This is a genomic window from Kitasatospora sp. NPDC001603, from assembly GCF_040298365.1.
In the GTDB taxonomy this organism is placed as follows: Bacteria; Actinomycetota; Actinomycetes; order Streptomycetales; family Streptomycetaceae; genus Kitasatospora.
The window spans coordinates 1-17,238 of sequence record NZ_JBEPAA010000087.1 but is presented as its reverse complement, the minus strand read 5'-3'; the positions used below and the strand labels follow the sequence as shown (position 1 = coordinate 17,238).

Here is a 17,238-nt window from a genome sequence, read left to right as displayed (position 1 = left end):
GTCGGGCGGGGGCCGGGAGAATGGTGGCCATGACCACCACCCTCGATCACCCCGCCGCTGTCGCCGCGGAGACCGCCCGCTTCGTCGCCGTCGTCCGTGCCGCCGACCCGTCCACCGCGGTGCCCACCTGCCCCGGCTGGACGCTGGCCGACCTGGTGCGTCACGCCGGGAGCGTGCAGCGCTGGTTCACCGTGCTGCTGCGGCAGCGGATCCAGGAGCCGCCGCGCAGCCGGGAGGTCGACCTGCGGCTGCCGGAGGGGCCGGACGGCTACCCCGACTGGCTGGCCGAGGCCGCGGTCGAGGCCGGTGCGGAGTTCGCCGCGGCCGACCTCGACGCCCCGATGTGGGCCTGGGGCGCCGACCAGCACGCGCGGTTCTGGGTGCGCCGGATGCTCTTCGAAACCCTGGTGCACCGCGTGGACGCGGAGCTCGCCCTGGGCCTGCACCCCGGGATCGACCCGGCGCTGGCGGCCGACGGCGTCGCGGAGTTCCTGGTCAACCTGCCCTTCGCCGCCGGCTTCGCGCCCGGGACGGCCCTCCTGCGGGCGGACGACCGGACCGTCCGGTTCACCCGCACCGACGGGGCCGGGGACTGGCTGGTCCGGCTGCGGCCCGACGGTTTCGGACTCGACCCGCAGGGTGCCGGGACGGCCGCCGACGTGACGGTGCGCGGCACCGCGGCGGACCTGCTGCTGTTCCTCTACGGCCGGCTGGACCGGGCCGCCGGCCGCTTCGAGGTGACGGGGGACGAGGGCCTGCTGGCGCACTGGGTGGCCAACTCCGCGTTCTGACTCCGCGTTGACCGGCGGGGCCGGCCGTCGCGAACGCGGCGGGCCGGGTGCGGCCGGGGCGGTGCCCCTCGCCACACCCGGCCCCGGGAGCCGGCCAGGTCGGCCCGGTCGGCCCGGTCAGACCCGGTCGGCCGCGATCAGGACGTACTGGAAGGAGCCGTCCTTGTACGAGGAGATGAACGCCTCCTCGATGCCCGTGACGAGCGAGGAGGTCGCACGCAGCTCCCAGTACGGCAGGGTCGCCGGAGTGAGGTCGATGACGGCCTGCGGCACGAGCCGGTTGTCCGCCATGGCACGCAGGTACTCCCGGCGGGAGTGGATGTTGCACTCGAAGTGCGCGTTGATCTGGGACACCCACTTCGACGGCTGCCCGTAGGCGGGGTTCCAGCAGCCCGTGATGGTGACGTACCGGCCGCCGACCGCCAGCATCCGGGAGTGCTCGGCGAAGAGGTCGTGCAGGTCGACGTACATGCTGGACTCGTTGTTCCACGAGCCCGCCACCTGGCCGGTCTCGAAGGGCATGTCGAGCATGTTGCAGACCCGGGACCGGACCGAGCCGTCGATGCCGAGCTCCCGGGCGCGCCGGTTGCCGAACTCGGCCTGCTTGGCGGAGAGGGTGACGCCCTCGACCTTGCACCCGAAGCGCTGGTGGGCCATCACCATGGAGCCGCCGCGGCCGCAGCCGGCGTCCACCAGGGTGGCGTCGGGGGCGATCGGGCCCAGGTGGTCCAGCAGCACCTCCGCCTGGGCGGACTCCAGCCGGTGCAGCTCGGCGATCACCTTCTTCTCGCGCTCGCTGTCGTCCGGGTCGCCCAGCGAGGCGTGGTCGATGTCGCCGATGCCGTAGTGGTGGTGGTAGAGGCCGTCGACGTCACCGAGGCGCAGATTGACGGGTCGGGCCTCGTGGTCCCAGTAGCGGGCGATGTCGCCCTGGTAGGGCGTGGCGGGACCGGGAACGAGGCTGGTGGGCGTGGTGGGGATATCGGTCGTGGTCATGGGTCAGCTCCTTGGTTACCAGAAGTCGGGCAGGCTGTAGCGGTAGGTGTTGGTCCGGTGCCAGTAGTGGTTGCCGTCGATCCACACGGCCACGCCGCGCAGGAAGCGCAGCAGGGGCGGCGCGGGGCAGGCGGCGGCCAGGGCGGCCGCCTCGGCCTCGAAGGCGTGCATGAGGTCGTTGTGGACCTCGACCGCCTTCAGGTAGCCGTCGCGGTCGGTGCCGCCCTCCTGCTCGGCGAGCACCACCGGGAGGTTCAGGTGCCGGCCGGGGCTGGCGAGTTCCTTGGTGTAGGAGTAGAGGTCGTTGACGATCGTGGTGGCGTTGGAACCGAGTGCGATGACCCGTTGCAGGGCGGGCAGCGTGTGCAGGTCGGCGGGCAGCTCGTAGCCGCCGACGGTGTCCGTGATGGTCGGGCACGGGCGGAAGTTGTTGAACTGGCGCATCGCCAGGTACTCCCAGACCGTGGGGACGTGCTCGGTCTCGGCCCAGGCCGCCTCGGCGAGGTACCCCAGGTGCAGGCGCGCCATGTCGTGCCGGAACCGGTCCGCCTGGGACGGGCTCGCGGCACGGTGGAAGTAGCCCATGGCGGAGCGGTAGGCGCGCCGCGGGGCGTCCTCCTGGAGCGACTCCTCCCAGGCCGGCTGGTACTCCGCCGTGGTGTGCAGGGGGTCGAGCGCGGTGTGCGCGAGGAGCAGCCGCCCGCCGAGGCCGACCGGCGAGCCGCCGTGGTCCTCGCAGTAGCAGTCGTCCACCACGTTCTCGGCGACCATCAGCCGGGCGGCGACCATCAGGTGGTCGGTGTCGGGGGCGTCGGGGTGGCAGGCGACCATGTACCGGCCGATCGAGAACCCGTCGAACTGGTCCTCCCACTCCGGCGGGTACAGCTGGACCTCGTCCACCGCCCAGGTCTTGATCCGGTTGCCGACCTCCTCGACGCGCCCGGGGTCGGGTTCCGGTACCGGGTGGTAGTAGAGGCCCGGAACGGCGCCGCCGGCCTCGGGCGGTGGCGTACGGCGGCCCGGGTGCAGGCCGCCCGTGCCGAGGCCGCTGGGGCCGCTGAGGATCCGCTCCAGGGCGGTACGGCTCATGACCGTACCGCCGAGGTGTCCCCGGTGATCTCCGGTCCGGTGTTCATGGGCATGGACGGGCCTCCCTCCGCGCAGGACCGCGCCGGATGACGGGTCGTCATCCGGCGCGACAGAAGGGGGGATCCCGCAGGCGGTACCCCCCCTTGCCGTTCGCTGATCAACGGTAGGCGGGGTGGTCTCGGCCGGAGGCCTCCGGAGCGGTTGATCTACTCGATAGGGTGAATGTTCGGGAAGATCGGGTTTCAAGCGCGCGGTGTGCGCGTGGTGGGGGCGGCCGGGCCGGAGGTGCGGATCGAGGGGCCGGGGCGCGGCGGGCGTTCCCCGCCGGGGACCGGGGACCACCGGCCCGCCGGGTCAGCCCTCGGGGTGCCGCTCGGCGTCCGCCGCGGCGGCGGCGTCCCGCCGGTCCAGGGCTTCGGCGGTCGCGGGGTACTTGGACCGCAGGCGGTCCCGGAGCGAGAGCGAGGGGCCGCCTGCCCCCTCGGAGGCCGCCGGGTCGGCGGCCGGGGCGGGGGCGGGACCGGTCACCGGGGTAGCGGCGTCGTGGGCCGGGGTCGCGGAGTCGGGCGCTGAGTCGGGCGCCGGGCCCGCGGGGGCGCGCAGCCGCGCCAGCTCGGCCTCCAGCTCGGCGACCCGGGAGCGCAGCTGCTGCGCCTCCTGGGCGGCGTCCCGGTAGAGCTGCTTGTTGCGCTTGCCGACCTCGGAGAGGGTGTCCACCCGGTCCGCGAAGGCGTCGCGCTCACTGGCGATCGGCTGGACGATCTGGCCGGCGACCACCGCCGCGATCCAGTCGACCCACTCGTTGATCCGGGTGGTGCCCAGCGGGCCGATCAGCTCGGCGTCCTGCAGGCCGGTGAGCATGGGACGGCGGATCATGTCGGCGATGCTCCGCTGCGGGCCGCTCTGTTCGGTCACGACTGCTCCTCGATGCTTGCCCCGCGGTGGGGCGGTGGATGCCGCCGGCGTCACGGTCCGCAGGGCAGGTGCCGGTCTCCTCGGCGATCTCCAGCCTAGCCACCTGCGATTCGGCCGTCGCCGGGTGGCCGGGCCGGGGCCCCGGCGGGGGTGTTCCGGGCCGCCCGGCACCCGGCGGGGAGCACCGGGCCCCAGCGGCCGGATCCGGTCGTCCGTGAACGTCTGACACCCCGGGTAGTTCGTGCCGCCAGGGATTTTACCGGGGGTTAACAATCGGCCACCGGGCCGACGGGTCGTGTCCGGACGGGCAGGGCGGCGGGGCCGTTCGGGCAATTGCCGTGGTGAAGCGCCCCCGCGGCCGTGATCCCTTGTGGGTACGGCCGGTTGGGCGCCGCCGACAGGCCTCTGACCTCCGGCGCTGAAGCTTGATGTCGTGTACAGAGCGACCCTTGACGCGTTCTGCTGATGCTGGTTCAGTTGCGCTGTGGCCTCACGGGAAGCACACGTATCTTACGAATCTCTCATGTATTCCACTCACAGTGATGCGATAGCCGTTGTCGGTCTGTCGTGTCGGTTACCCGGAGCTTCGACTCCCGATGAGCTGTGGCGACTTCTCCGGCACGGTGAAACCTCTGTCACGGAGGTGCCGGAAGGCCGGTGGGGTGAATTGCCGACGGATGGCGGACAAACAGTCGAAACCGGCGGATCGATACCCCGATGGGGCGGTTTCCTCGATCAGGTCGACCGATTCGACCCCGGCTTCTTCGGCCTTTCCCCGCGCGAGGCGGTCGCGACGGACCCGCAGCAGCGGCTGATGCTGGAACTCGCCTGGGAGGCCCTGGAGTACGCCGGGATCGTCCCGGCGACGCTCGACGGACGATCGGCCGGTGTCTTCTTCGGCGCGATCTGGGACGACTACGCGACCCTGTTGCACCAGCGCGGTCCGCAGGCCGTCACCCAGCACAGCGTGACCGGGCTGCAGCGCAGCATGATCGCCAACCGGGTCTCCTACACCCTCGGCCTGCGCGGGCCCAGCCTGGTGACCGACACCGGTCAGTCGTCCTCCCTGGTCGCCGTCCACCAGGCCTGTGAGAGCCTGCGCGCCGGCGAGACCGACCTCGCGCTCGCGGGGGGAGTGAACCTCAACCTCGCCCCGCAGAGCAGCATCGCCGTCGCCCGGTTCGGCGGCCTCTCGCCGACCGGCCGGTGCCACACCTTCGACGCCCGCGCGGACGGCTACGTCCGGGGCGAGGGCGGCGCGGTGGTCGTCCTGAAGCGCCTCGCGGACGCGCTCGCCGACGGCGACGGGGTGCACTGCCTGATCCTCGGCGGCGCGGTGAACAACGACGGCGGCGGTGAGGGGCTCACCGCACCCAGCCCGGCGGCCCAGGAGGAGGTCGTCCGGCGCGCCTACCGCCGGGCCGGGGTGGACCCGGCGGACGTCCAGTACGTGGAACTCCACGGCACGGGCACCAAGGTCGGCGATCCGGTGGAGGCCGCGGCCCTCGGCGCCGCCCTCGGGCGGCTACGGGAGCCCGGGCGGCCGCTGGCGGTCGGCTCGGCGAAGACCAACGTGGGGCACCTCGAAGGCGCCGCCGGGATCGTCGGCCTGCTGAAGGTCGCCCTGAGTCTGCGGCACCGGGAGCTGCCACCCAGTCTCCACTACGAGCGCCCCCATCCGCTGATTCCGCTGGACTCGCTCCACCTGCGCGTGCAGCGGGAGCTGGGGCCGTGGCCGGAGCCGGACCGGCCGCTGCTGGCGGGCGTGAGTTCGTTCGGCCTCGGCGGGACCAACTGCCATGTGGTGCTGGCCGCCGGGCCCCTGCCGACCGCCTCGGAGCCGGGGCTCTCGGAGGGCGGGCGGACGGAGGTCGGCCCCTCGGAGGTCGAGGTCGCGGAGGCCGGGGGCTCGGCGGCCGGGCCCTCGGGCGGCGGGGCGGGGGCGGCCCGGACGGTGCCGTGGCTGCTGTCCGGCCGCTCGCCGGCGGCGCTGCGGGCCCAGGCGGCCGCGCTGCTGGCGCGGCTCGACGAGCGGCCCGGGCTCCGCGCGGCGGACGTCGGGTACTCGCTGGCCGTCACGCGCTCGGCCTTCGAGCAGCGCGCCGCGGTGACCGGTCGGGACGACGCCGCGCTCCGGCGGGGCCTGACGGCGCTGGCCGGGGGCGGGCGCACCGCCGAGGTGCTGTCGGGGCAGGCGTACGGGCCCGCCCGGCTCGCCTTCCTGTTCGCCGGTCAGGGCAGCCAGCGGCCGGGGGCCGGGCGCGTGCTCTACCAGGAACACCCGGTGTTCGCAGCGGCGTTGGACGCGGTCTGCGAGCACGTCGACGCGGCCGCGGCCGCCGCGGGAGCGGGCCCGGACCGGCCGCTGCGGGACGTGCTCTTCGCGGCACCGGGCTCCGCCGCCGCCGGTCTGCTGGACGGCACCGGTGTCGCGCAGCCCGCCCTGTTCGCGATCGAGGTCGCCCTGTTCCGGTTGCTGGAGAGCCGGGGCGTCCGGCCGGACCTCCTGCTCGGCCACTCCGTCGGCGAACTGGCCGCCGCCCACGTCGCCGGGGTGTTCCCGCTCGCGGACGCCTGCACGCTGGTGACCGCCCGCGGCCGGCTCATGCAGGCGCTCCCGCCCGGCGGCGCCATGGCGGCGCTGCAGGCCGGCGAGCAGGAGGTGCTCCCGCTGCTGGCCGGCCGGGAGCAGCTGGTCGGCCTCGCCGCCGTCAACGGCCCGGAGGCGACCGTGGTCGCCGGGGACGCCGAGGAGGTCGAGCGGATCGCGGCCCACTGGCGGACCGCCGGCCGCCGGACCAGAAGGCTGCGGGTGAGCCACGCGTTCCACTCCCCGCACATGGACGCCGTGCTGGACGACTTCCGCGGCGTCGTGGCGGCTTTGGACCTCCGGCCGCCGGAGCTGCCGGTCGTGTCCACGGTCACCGGCGATCTCGTCACGGCCGAGGAGTTCGGCTCGGCCGAGTACTGGGTGCGGCACGTGCGCCGTCCGGTCCGGTTCCTCGACGGCATGCGCCGGCTGGAGCGCGAGGGCGTCACCGGCTACCTGGAGCTCGGGCCGGACGGCACGCTCGCCACGATGGGCCGGGACTGTCTGACCGAGCCCGCGCGGCCGGGCGCCGGTCCCGTCCTCGTGCCCACGCTCCGCAAGGACCGGCCCGAGGCCGACGCGCTGGTCACCGCACTCGCCCGGCTGCACGTCCACGGCGTCGAGGTGGACTGGGCGGCGGAGTTCGCCGGGCACGGCGCCCGGCGGGTCGAGCTGCCCACCTACGCGTTCCAGCGGGAGCGGTACTGGCTCGGGGGCAGCGTGCTCCCGCCGGCCCCGGTGGCCGGGACGGCGACCGCGGCTCCCGCGCCTGCCGCGCCTTCCGGGGCCGACGCGGTCGACCGGCCGGAGCGGGCGCTGCCCGGCGACCGGGGTCCGGGCGCGCTGCTCGACCTGGTGCGCTCCGAGGCGGCCGCCGTGCTCGGTCACCACGACGCCGGGCCGGTCGACCCCAGGCTCTCCTTCAAGGAGCTGGGCTTCGACTCGCTGACCGCGGTGGAGCTGCGGGACCGGCTCGGCGCGGCCACCGGGCTGCGGCTGCCGACCGGTCTGCTGTTCGACCATCCGACGCCTCTCGTCCTCGCCGAGCGGCTGGGCGTCCTGCTCCAGCCGGCGGACCGCGCGGCGGGCTCCGGGGCCCTGGCGGAGCTGGACCGGCTGGAGCGGTCGCTGGCCGCGCTCGGGCCGGACAGCGCCGCCTGGGAGCGGGTCGAGGCCCGGCTGCGGTCCCTGCTGGCCGCCAGGCCGCGAACCGACGGCGACGACCCGAAGCCGAACAGGCTGCGGACGGCGACGGTCGACGAGCTCTTCGCCTTCATCGACCAGGAGTTCCGCACCTCCTGACGCGCCCCGACGCGCGATGTCCGAACCTTCCGCACGGCCGCACCGACACGGAGTGAGAGCAGTGGCGAACGAGGAGAAGCTGGTCGAGTACCTCAGGTGGGTGACCACCGACCTGTACCGGACCAGGGAGCGGCTGCGCGCGGTGGAGGCCGCGTCGGGCGAGCCGGTGGCCGTGGTGGGCATGGGCTGCCGGTTCGCGGGGGGCGTGCGGTCCCCGGAGGACCTGTGGCGGCTGGTGGTGGACGGCGGGGACGCCGTCGGGCCGCTGCCGACCGACCGCGGCTGGGACCTGGCGGAGCTGTTCGACCCGGAGGCCGGGCGGCCGGGGTCCAGCTATGTGCGGGCCGGTGGGTTCCTGGACGCGGTGGCCGAGTTCGACGCGGGGTTCTTCGGGATCTCGCCGCGGGAGGCGCTGGCGATGGACCCGCAGCAGCGGTTGCTGCTGGAGACCTCGTGGGAGGCGGTGGAGCGGGCGGGGATCGACCCGCTGTCGTTGCGGGGGAGCCGGACGGGCGTCTTCGCCGGGGCGACCTTCCAGGAGTACGGCCCCCGGCTGCACGAGGGCTCGGAGGACCAGGGCGGCTATCTGCTGACCGGCGTCACCCCCAGCGTGATCTCGGGGCGGGTCGCCTACGCGCTGGGCCTGGAGGGGCCGGCGCTGACGGTGGACACGGCGTGTTCCTCGTCGCTGGTGGCGCTGCACCTCGCGGTGCGCTCCCTGCGGTCGGGCGAGTGCGACCTGGCGCTGGCCGGCGGGGTCACGGTGATGCCGACCCCGGGCATGTTCGTCGAGTTCAGCCGGCAGCAGGGCCTGGCCCCGGACGGACGGTGCAAGCCGTTCGCCGCCGCCGCGGACGGCACGGGCTGGAGCGAGGGTGTCGGGGTGCTGCTGGTGGAACGGCTGTCGGACGCGCGGCGGTTGGGGCATCCGGTGCTGGCGGTGGTGCGGGGCAGTGCGGTGAACCAGGACGGTGCGTCGAACGGGCTGACGGCGCCGAACGGTCCGTCGCAGCAGCGGGTGATCCGGCAGGCGCTGGCGGACGCGGGGCTCTCGGCGCAGGATGTGGACGTGGTGGAGGCCCATGGCACGGGCACCCGCCTCGGCGACCCGATCGAGGCCGAGGCACTGCTGGCCACGTACGGTCAGGGCCGGTCCGAGGGGGCGCCGCCGCTCCGGTTGGGCTCGGTGAAGTCGAACATCGGGCACACCCAGGCGGCCGCCGGGGTGGCCGGCGTGATCAAGATGGTGTCGGCGATGCGGGCGGGCGTGCTGCCCGGGACGCTGCACGTGGACGAGCCGTCCCCGCACGTGGACTGGAGCTCGGGAGCGGTCGAGCTGCTGACCGAGGCCCGGGAGTGGCTCCCCGGCGCGCGGCCGCGCCGCGCGGCCGTCTCCTCCTTCGGGATCAGCGGGACGAACGCGCACGTGGTGCTGGAGCAGGCGCCGGCCGTGGAGACCGGCGGGGAGGCGGACGGGCCGGAGAGCGGTCCGGCGGTGGTGCCGTGGCTGCTCTCGGGGCGCTCGCCGGAGGCGCTGGCCGCGCAGGCCCGGAGTCTGCTGGCGCACCTGGACGCCCCGGGTGCCCTGGACGTCCGGGGTGCTCTGGACGTCCGGGGCGGCGAACGGCCGGTGGACACCGGCCTCGCGACGGTGGTCACCCGGTCGGTCTTCGAGCACCGCGCCGTGCTGCTGGCCGACCGCGCGGACCGGGAGGCGTTCCGGACCGGGCTGGCGGCACTGGCCGAGGGCCGGTCCGTCCCGCAGGTGATCGTGGGCGACGCGGCGGTCCGGCCCGGCCGCGTGGTGTTCGTGTTCCCGGGGCAGGGGGCGCAGTGGGCGGGGATGGGTGGGGAGTTGCTGGATTCCTCGCCGGTGTTCGCGGCGCGGTTGGCGGAGTGTGCGGAGGCGTTGCGGCCGTTCGTCGGTTGGGATCTGCTCGATGTGGTGCGGGGGGTTGCGGGCGCGCCTTCGCTGGAGCGGGTGGATGTGGTGCAGCCGGTGTCCTTCGCGGTGATGGTGTCGCTGGCGGCGTTGTGGCGTTCGTACGGTGTGGAGCCGTCGGCGGTGGTGGGGCATTCGCAGGGGGAGATCGCGGCGGCGTGTGTGGCGGGTGCGTTGTCGCTGTCGGAGGCGGCGCGGATCGTGGCGTTGCGCAGCCGGGTGATCGCGGAGCGGTTGGCGGGGCTGGGCGGGATGGTGTCGCTGGCGTTGAGCCCGGTCGAGGCGGGGGAGTTGGTGGCTGCCGCGGAGGGCCGGTTGTCGGTGGCGGCGGTGAACGGGCCGGGGTCGGTGGTGGTGTCGGGGGAGCCGGCGGCGTTGGAGGGGCTGCTGGCGGACTGTGAGGCGCGGGGAGTGCGGGCGCGCCGGATCCCGGTCGACTACGCCTCGCACTCCGCGCAGGTCGAGACCGTCCGGGAGCACCTGCTCGACGCGCTCGGCCCGGACCGCGCGGCGGCCTCGGAGGTGGCGTTCTACTCCACCGTCACCGGGGACCTCCTGGACACCGAGGGGATCGACGCCGACTACTGGTACCGCAACCTGCGCGAGACCGTGCGCTTCGACCAGGCCGTCCACCGGCTCTCCGCACAGGGCCACGGCGTCTTCATCGAGGTCAGCCCCCACCCGGTCCTGCGCCCGGGCATCGAGGAGACGGTCGAGGAACTCGGCCGTGACGCCGTCGTGGTGGGAACGCTGCGCCGGAACGAGGGCGGTCTCGAACGCTTCCTCGCCTCGGCCGCCGAGGCCTTCGTCCGGGGCGGCCCGGTGGACTGGACGGCCGCGTTCGCGGGCACCGGTGCCACCCCGGCGAGCCTGCCGACGTACGCGTTCCAAAGGCAGTCCTACTGGTGGCGGCCGGCCCCGGGAGCGTCGGGTGACGCGAGCACCCTGGGACTCACCCCGGTCGAGCACCCCTTCCTGGGCGCGGCACTCGGGCTGCCCGACTCCGACGGCGTCCTCGTCACCGGTCGGCTCTCGCTGGCCGAGCACCCGTGGCTGGCGGACCACACCGTCCTCGGGACGACGGTGGTCCCGGGCACGGCCCTGCTGGAGCTGGCCTTCCAGGCCGCCGACCGGGCCGGCTGCGGCCGGATCGAGGAGCTCACGCTGCATGCCCCGCTCGTCCTGCCGGACCAGGGCGCGGTGTCGCTCCAGGTGGTGGTCGGCGCGCCCGACGAGGCCGGGCGGCGACCGGTGAGCCTGCACTCCCAGCCGGCGGGGGCGCCGGCCGAGCAGCCGTGGAGCAGGCACGCCACCGGCCTGGCGGGGCCCGCCGGACTGGTGGGAGGGGCCGGAGCGGCCGGGGAACGCGACGCCGGCCCGGCGGCCTGGCCCCCGCCGGGAGCCGGACCCGTCCGGATCGACGGGCTGTACGCGGACCTGGCCGAGACCGGTCTGCCCTACGGCCCGGCCTTCCGGGGCGTCAGGGCGGCCTGGCGGCGGGGCGACGAGGTGTTCGCCGAGGTCGCGCTGCCCGAGGAGGCCGCCGACGGCGCCGACGGCGCCGACCGCTTCGCCGTGCACCCGGCGCTGCTGGACGCCGCGCTGCACGTCATCGGCCTGGCCGGGCCGGCCGCCGAAGCGGCGGACGGCCTGCCGCAGTTGCCGTTCGCATGGGAGGGCCTGACGCTGCACGCCGTCGGTGCGACCGCGCTGCGGGTCACGGTCACCCCGCTGGGGGCCGGCAAGGTGGCGCTGAGCGTCGCCGACACCACGGGCCGGCCGGTCGCCGGGATCGAGTCCCTGGCGCTGCGGCCGGTCACCCGGGAGCAGCTGGACGAGGTCGGCCGGGCCCACGGCGAGGCGCTCTTCCAGGTCGACTGGGTGGCCGTCGGCGCACCCGCGGCCACCGCGTCGGGCTCCGGAGGCGACTGGGCCGTGGTGGGCCCCGGGGGCGCCGGCTTCGCGGGCCAGCGGCCCGGGGGCGCCGGCTCCGACGGCCCGGTCGGCGGGACGTTCGCCGATCTGCGCTCGCTGGCGGAGGCGGCGACGCGGACGAACGGTGCCGTGCCGGAGGTGGTCCTCCTGCCCTGCGCCGCCCCGGCCGCGACCCCCGGCGCGGCCGACCTCGGGGCGGCGGCCCGCGCGCTGGCCGCCGACGTCCTCGACGCGCTCCGGGCCTGGCTGGCCGACGACCGGTTCGCCGCCTCCCGCCTGGTGGTGGTGACCAGGGGCGCCGTGACCGTCCGCCCCGGCGAGGGAGCGGCCGCACCGGTGCAGGCCCCGGTGTGGGGCCTGGTGCGGGCCGCGCAGGCCGAGAACCCCGGCCGCTTCGTCCTGCTGGACCTGGACGAGGGCGACGCCCCACCGGCGCTGCTGGCCGCGGCCGTCCACTCAGGTGAGCCCCAACTCGCGCTTCGCGAGGGCACGCTGAATGTCCCCCGGCTCGCCGGGGCGGCAGCGGCGCTGACGCCGCCGGTCGGCGCGGCCGCCTGGCGGCTGGACATCGAGGGCAAGGGCACCCTGGAGAACCTGGCGCTGCTGCCGGGCCCGGACGACTCCGCCACCGGCCCGCTGGCCGAGGGCCGGGTCCGGATCGCGGTCCGCGCCGCCGGACTCAACTTCCGTGACGTCGTGGTCGCGCTGGGTCTGGTCCCGAGGCTCGACGGGCTCGGCATCGAGGGCGCCGGCGTGGTCACCGGGATCGGTCCCGGGGTGGCCGGGGTCGCCGTCGGCGACCGGGTGATGGGCCTGTTCTCCGGCGCGTTCGGACCGGTCGCGGTGGCCGACCACCGGGCCGTCGTCCCGATGCCCGACGGCTGGTCGTTCGCCGAGGCGGCCGCCGTCCCGGTGGTCTTCCTGACCGCCTACCACGGCCTGCGGGACTTGGCGGACCTGCGGCGCGGCGAGAGCGTCCTGGTGCACTCGGCGGCCGGCGGGGTCGGCATGGCCGCGGTGCAGCTGGCCCGGCACTGGGGGGCCGAGGTCTACGGCACGGCCGGCCCGGGCAAGTGGGGCACGCTGCGCGCGTCGGGTCTGGACGAGGCGCACATCGCCTCCTCCCGGGACCTCGGCTTCGAGCAGCGGATCCTGGCGGCGACCGGCGGGCGCGGGGTCTCGGTCGTGCTCAACTCGCTGGCCGGCGAGTTCGTCGACGCCTCCCTGCGGCTGCTGACACGGGGCGGGCGCTTCCTGGAGATGGGGAAGACCGACCACCGGGACGGGGCCGAGGTGGCCGCCGCGCACCCCGGCGTCGACTACCGGATCTTCGACCTGATGGAGGTCGACCCCGGGCGGATCGGCGCGATGCTCCGGGAGGTGCTGGCCCTGTTCGCGGCCGGGGCCCTGCACCGGACGCCGCTGACCGTCTGGGACGTCCGGCGGGCCCCCGAGGCGTTCCGCCACCTCCGCCAGGCCCGGCACATCGGGAAGATCGTCCTGACCGTGCCCGCCGCGCCGGACCCGGACGGCACCGCGCTGATCACCGGCGCCCCGGGGACGCTGGGCGCGCTGACCGCCCGGCACCTGGTGACCCACCACGGCGTACGGCACCTGCTCCTGGCCTCGCGCCGGGGCGCGAAGGCCGACGGAGCCGCCGCCCTCGCCGCCGAGCTGACCGCCCTCGGCGCCACCGTGACCGTCGCCGCGTGCGACGTCACGGACGGCGGGGCGGTCGCCCGTCTGCTGGCCGGGATCCCGGCCGAGCACCCGCTGACGGCGGTGGTCCACACGGCGGGCGTGCTGGACGACGGGGTCGTCACCTCGCTGGACCGGGCGCGGCTGGACGGCGTCATGGCGCCGAAGGTGGACGCCGCCTGGCACCTGCACCGGCAGACCGAGCACCTGGACCTCGCGGTGTTCACCCTGTTCTCCTCCGCCACCGCCCTGGTGGGCGCCGCCGGACAGGGCAACTACGCGGCGGCCAACGCCTTCCTGGACGCCCTGGCCGCGCACCGGCGCTCGCGCGGCCTCCCGGCCCTCGCACTCGCCTGGGGGCTGTGGGCCGAACGCAGCGCCATGACGGGGCACCTCGACGGCGCCGACCTCGACCGGATGCGGCGGGTCGGCATGGGCGCGCTGTCCAGCGAGGAGGGGCTGGCACTCTTCGACGCCGCCCACCGCGCGGCCGCGCCGGTCCTGGTGCCGATGCGCCTGGACACCGCCTCCCTGCGGGCACGGGCGGCCTCCGGCGCCGGGCAGGCCGCCGTACCGCCGCTGCTGCGCGGGCTGGTCCGGGTGACCGGCCGCCGGACGGCCGCCGCGGCCTCGCCCACCGGGGGGACGACGCTGGCCCAGCGGCTCGCCGGACTCCGCGGGCCCGAGCGCGAGCGGCTGGTCTTGGACCTGGTGCTCGACGAGACGGCCGTGGTGCTGGGGCACGGTCTCGCCGGCGCGGTCGACGCCCGCCGGGCGTTCCGGGACCTCGGCTTCGACTCGCTGGCCGCCACCGAGCTGCGGAACCGGCTGAACGCCGCGACCGGACTGCGGTTGCCGACCACCACCGTGTTCGACCACCCGACGCCCGCCGAACTCGCGGCCCTCCTGCGGGCCCGGCTCGTCGGCGAGGCCGAGGCCACCGGGGCGCCGGTACCGGACGCCCGCGCCGGGGCGGCCGTCTACCGGGAACTCGACCGGCTGGAGGGCGCGCTCGGCGCGGTGGCGCAGGACGACGAGGCGGTCGCCGGCATCACCGAGCGCCTCGAAGCCCTCCTCGGGAAGTGGAAGGAGGCCCGCGCCTTCGAGACGGGGGCCACCGAGGACCGGCGGGACTACGAGTCCGCCACCGTCGACGACATCTTCTCGCTCATCGACGAGGAATTCGGCCTGTCCTGATCCGCCCCCGCTCCGCCCGGTCCGGTGCTGCCCCGCCCCGCTCCGTGCTGTCCCGCTGCTCCCTGCGGCTCCCCTGTCCCGACCGCCCGGCCTGACCTCGAACGGCGCTCCCGGCCTCTACCCGTTGGACGGATTCCCGATGGATAACGAAGAGAAGCTCCTCGACTACCTGAAGCGTGTCTCGGCCGACCTGCGGCAGACCAGGGAGCGGCTGCGGGCGGTGGAGGCCGCGTCGGGCGAGCCGGTGGCCGTGGTGGGCATCGGCTGCCGGTACCCCGGCGGGGTGCGGTCGCCGGAGGACCTGTGGCGGCTGGTGGTGGACGGCGGGGACGCCGTGGGGCCGCTGCCGACCGACCGGGGCTGGGACAACGAGGCACTGTTCGATCCCGAGGCGGCGCGGCCGGGGTCCAGCTATGTGCGGACCGGTGGGTTCCTGGATGCCGCAACCGAGTTCGACGCGGGGTTCTTCGGGATCTCGCCGCGGGAGGCGCTGGCGATGGACCCGCAGCAGCGGTTGCTGCTGGAGACCTCGTGGGAGGCGGTGGAGCGGGCGGGGATCGACCCGGACTCGTTGCGGGGGAGCCGGACGGGCGTCTTCGCCGGGGCGCTCTCCCAGGAGTACGGCCCCCGGCTGCACGAGGGCGCGGACGACCTCGCCGGCTACCTGCTGACGGGCAACACGCTCAGCGTGCTGTCCGGCCGGGTTTCGTACGCGTTGGGGTTGGAGGGGCCGGCGGTGACGGTGGACACGGCGTGTTCGTCGTCGTTGGTGGCGTTGCACCTGGCGGTGCAGTCGTTGCGGTCGGGTGAGTGCGACCTGGCGCTGGCCGGCGGGGTGACGGTGATGTCGACTCCGGGGATGTTCGTGGAGTTCTCGCGGCAGCGGGGGTTGTCGAGGGACGGTCGGTGCCGTTCCTTCTCGGTGGATGCCGAGGGGTTCGGTATGGCCGAGGGTGTCGGGGTCCTGCTGGTGGAGCGGCTGTCGGACGCGCGGCGGTTGGGGCATCCGGTGCTGGCGGTGGTGCGGGGCAGTGCGGTGAACCAGGACGGTGCGTCGAACGGTCTGACGGCGCCGAACGGTCCTTCGCAGCAGCGGGTGATCCGGCAGGCGCTGGCGAACGCCGGACTGTCCGCGCCGGACGTGGACGTGGTGGAGGCCCATGGCACCGGGACCCGCCTCGGCGACCCGATCGAGGCCCACGCGCTGCTCGCCACCTACGGCCAGGACCGCCCGGCGGACCGGCCGTTGTACCTCGGGTCGGTCAAGTCCAACATCGGGCATCCGCAGGCGGCCGCCGGGGTGGCGGGTGTGATCAAGATGGTGTCGGCGATGCGGGCGGGTGTGCTGCCCAGGACGCTGCACGCCGAGCAGCCCTCGCCGGAAGTGGACTGGGACGCGGGGTCGGTGGAGTTGCTGACGGAGGCCCGGGAGTGGGGTTCTTCGGTGGAGCGGCCGCGTCGGGCGGCTGTCTCCTCCTTCGGGATCAGCGGGACCAATGCGCATGTGGTGCTGGAGCAGGCACCGCTGGAGGAGCCGTCGGCCGCGTCGTCGGGGCCGGGGGTGGTGCCGCTGGTCGTGTCCGCGCGGGGCGGGTCGGCGTTGCGCGCGCAGGCGGCGCGGTTGGCCGACTGGTGGGAGGCGCGGGACGGCCTGGGTGTGCCGGACGTGGCCTATTCGCTGGCCTCGGGGCGTGCGCGGCTGGAGCGCCGGGCCGTGATCGTGGCGGGGGACCGGGCCCAGGCGCTGGCGGGCGTCCGTGCTTTGGCTTCGGGTGAGCCGTCGCCCGCGCTGGTGGAGGGTACGGCCGATCTGCCGGACGCCTCCGGCGTGGTGTTCGTGTTCCCGGGTCAGGGGGCGCAGTGGGCGGGGATGGGTGGGGAGTTGCTGGATTCCTCGCCGGTGTTCGCGGCGCGGTTGGCGGAGTGTGCGGAGGCGTTGCGGCCGTTCGTCGGTTGGGATCTGCTCGATGTGGTGCGGGGCGTGCCCGGCGCGCCTTCGCTGGACCGGGTGGATGTGGTCCAGCCGGTGTCCTTCGCGGTGATGATCGCACTGGCCGAGCTGTGGCGTTCCTACGGTGTCGAGCCGTCGGCGGTCGTCGGCCATTCACAGGGGGAGATCGCGGCGGCGTGTGTGGCGGGTGCGTTGTCGCTGTCGGAGGCGGCGCGGATCGTGGCGTTGCGCAGCCGGGTGATCGCGGAGCGGTTGGCGGGCCGGGGCGGGATGGTGTCGCTGGCGTTGAGCCCGGTCGAGGCGGGGGAGTTGGTGGCTGCCGCGGAGGGCCGGTTGTCGGTGGCGGCGGTGAACGGGCCGGGGTCGGTGGTGGTGTCGGGGGAGCCGGCGGCGTTGGAGGGGCTGCTGGCGGACTGTGAGGCGCGGGGGTTGCGGGCGCGTCGGATCCCGGTCGACTACGCCTCGCACTCCGCGCAGGTCGAGACCGTCCGGGAGCACCTGCTCGACGCGCTCGGCCCGGACCGCGCGGCGGCCTCGGAGGTGGCGTTCTACTCCACCGTCACCGGGGACCTCCTGGACACCGAGGGGATCGACGCCGACTACTGGTACCGCAACCTGCGCGAGACCGTGCGCTTCGACCAGGCCGTCCACCGGCTCTTCGCACAGGGCCACGGCGTCTTCATCGAGGTCAGCCCCCACCCGGTCCTGCGCCCGGGCATCGAGGAGACGGTCGACGCCGTGGTGGTCGGGTCGTTGCGGCGGAACGAGGGCGGGCTTGGGCGTTTCCTCGCGTCGGTGGCCGAGGTGTGGGTGCGTGGTGTGCCGGTGGACT

7 protein-coding genes are annotated in these 17,238 nt (G+C 75.2%); 4 read left to right on the top strand and 3 right to left on the bottom strand.

Annotated elements, in window-relative coordinates:
- The first annotated feature begins 29 nt into the window (after nt 1–29).
- Nucleotides 30–791: a maleylpyruvate isomerase family mycothiol-dependent enzyme gene (locus tag ABT263_RS33640; protein ID WP_329491087.1), complete on the top strand. Its 762-nt coding sequence runs from the start codon at nt 30–32 to the stop codon at nt 789–791.
- A 117-nt stretch (nt 792–908) separates the two neighbouring features.
- Here the strand turns inward: ABT263_RS33640 and ABT263_RS33635 are convergent, their stop codons facing one another.
- From ABT263_RS33635 to ABT263_RS33625, 3 genes are all read right to left on the bottom strand, one after another.
- Nucleotides 909–1,787: a geranyl diphosphate 2-C-methyltransferase gene (locus tag ABT263_RS33635; RefSeq protein ID WP_329491088.1), complete on the bottom strand. Its 879-nt coding sequence runs from the start codon at nt 1,785–1,787 to the stop codon at nt 909–911.
- 15 nt (nt 1,788–1,802) lie between these two features.
- Nucleotides 1,803–2,999: a family 2 encapsulin nanocompartment cargo protein terpene cyclase gene (locus ABT263_RS33630; protein ID WP_502885906.1), complete on the bottom strand. Its 1,197-nt coding sequence runs from the start codon at nt 2,997–2,999 to the stop codon at nt 1,803–1,805.
- 231 nt (nt 3,000–3,230) lie between these two features.
- Entirely contained in the window at nt 3,231–3,791 is a 561-nt protein-coding gene (locus ABT263_RS33625; RefSeq protein WP_352296379.1) for a hypothetical protein, read from the bottom strand.
- Between the two features lie 523 nt (nt 3,792–4,314).
- Here ABT263_RS33625 and ABT263_RS33620 point away from each other — a divergent pair.
- The 3 genes from ABT263_RS33620 to ABT263_RS33610 all read left to right on the top strand — a co-directional run.
- Nucleotides 4,315–7,683 carry a type I polyketide synthase gene (locus ABT263_RS33620; RefSeq protein ID WP_352296376.1) on the top strand — a complete coding sequence of 1,123 codons (3,369 nt, stop codon included), beginning with the start codon at nt 4,315–4,317 and terminating at the stop codon, nt 7,681–7,683.
- 52 nt (nt 7,684–7,735) lie between these two features.
- Nucleotides 7,736–14,455 (top strand): SDR family NAD(P)-dependent oxidoreductase, encoded by a 6,720-nt coding sequence (locus ABT263_RS33615; RefSeq protein WP_502885905.1) that lies wholly within the window; start codon nt 7,736–7,738, stop codon nt 14,453–14,455.
- A 139-nt stretch (nt 14,456–14,594) separates the two neighbouring features.
- Nucleotides 14,595–17,238, top strand: a 2,644-nt coding sequence (locus ABT263_RS33610; RefSeq protein WP_352296370.1) for a type I polyketide synthase, incomplete at its 3' end; no start/stop codon positions are given.

Excerpts from the sequence above, each read along its gene's own strand:
- ABT263_RS33640 (WP_329491087.1), top strand. The coding sequence starts at position 30 with ATGACCACCACCCTCGATCACCCCGCCGCTGTCGCCGCGGAGACCGCC.
- ABT263_RS33635 (WP_329491088.1), bottom strand. The coding sequence starts at position 1,787 with ATGACCACGACCGATATCCCCACCACGCCCACCAGCCTCGTTCCCGGT.
- ABT263_RS33620 (WP_352296376.1), top strand. The coding sequence starts at position 4,315 with ATGTATTCCACTCACAGTGATGCGATAGCCGTTGTCGGTCTGTCGTGT.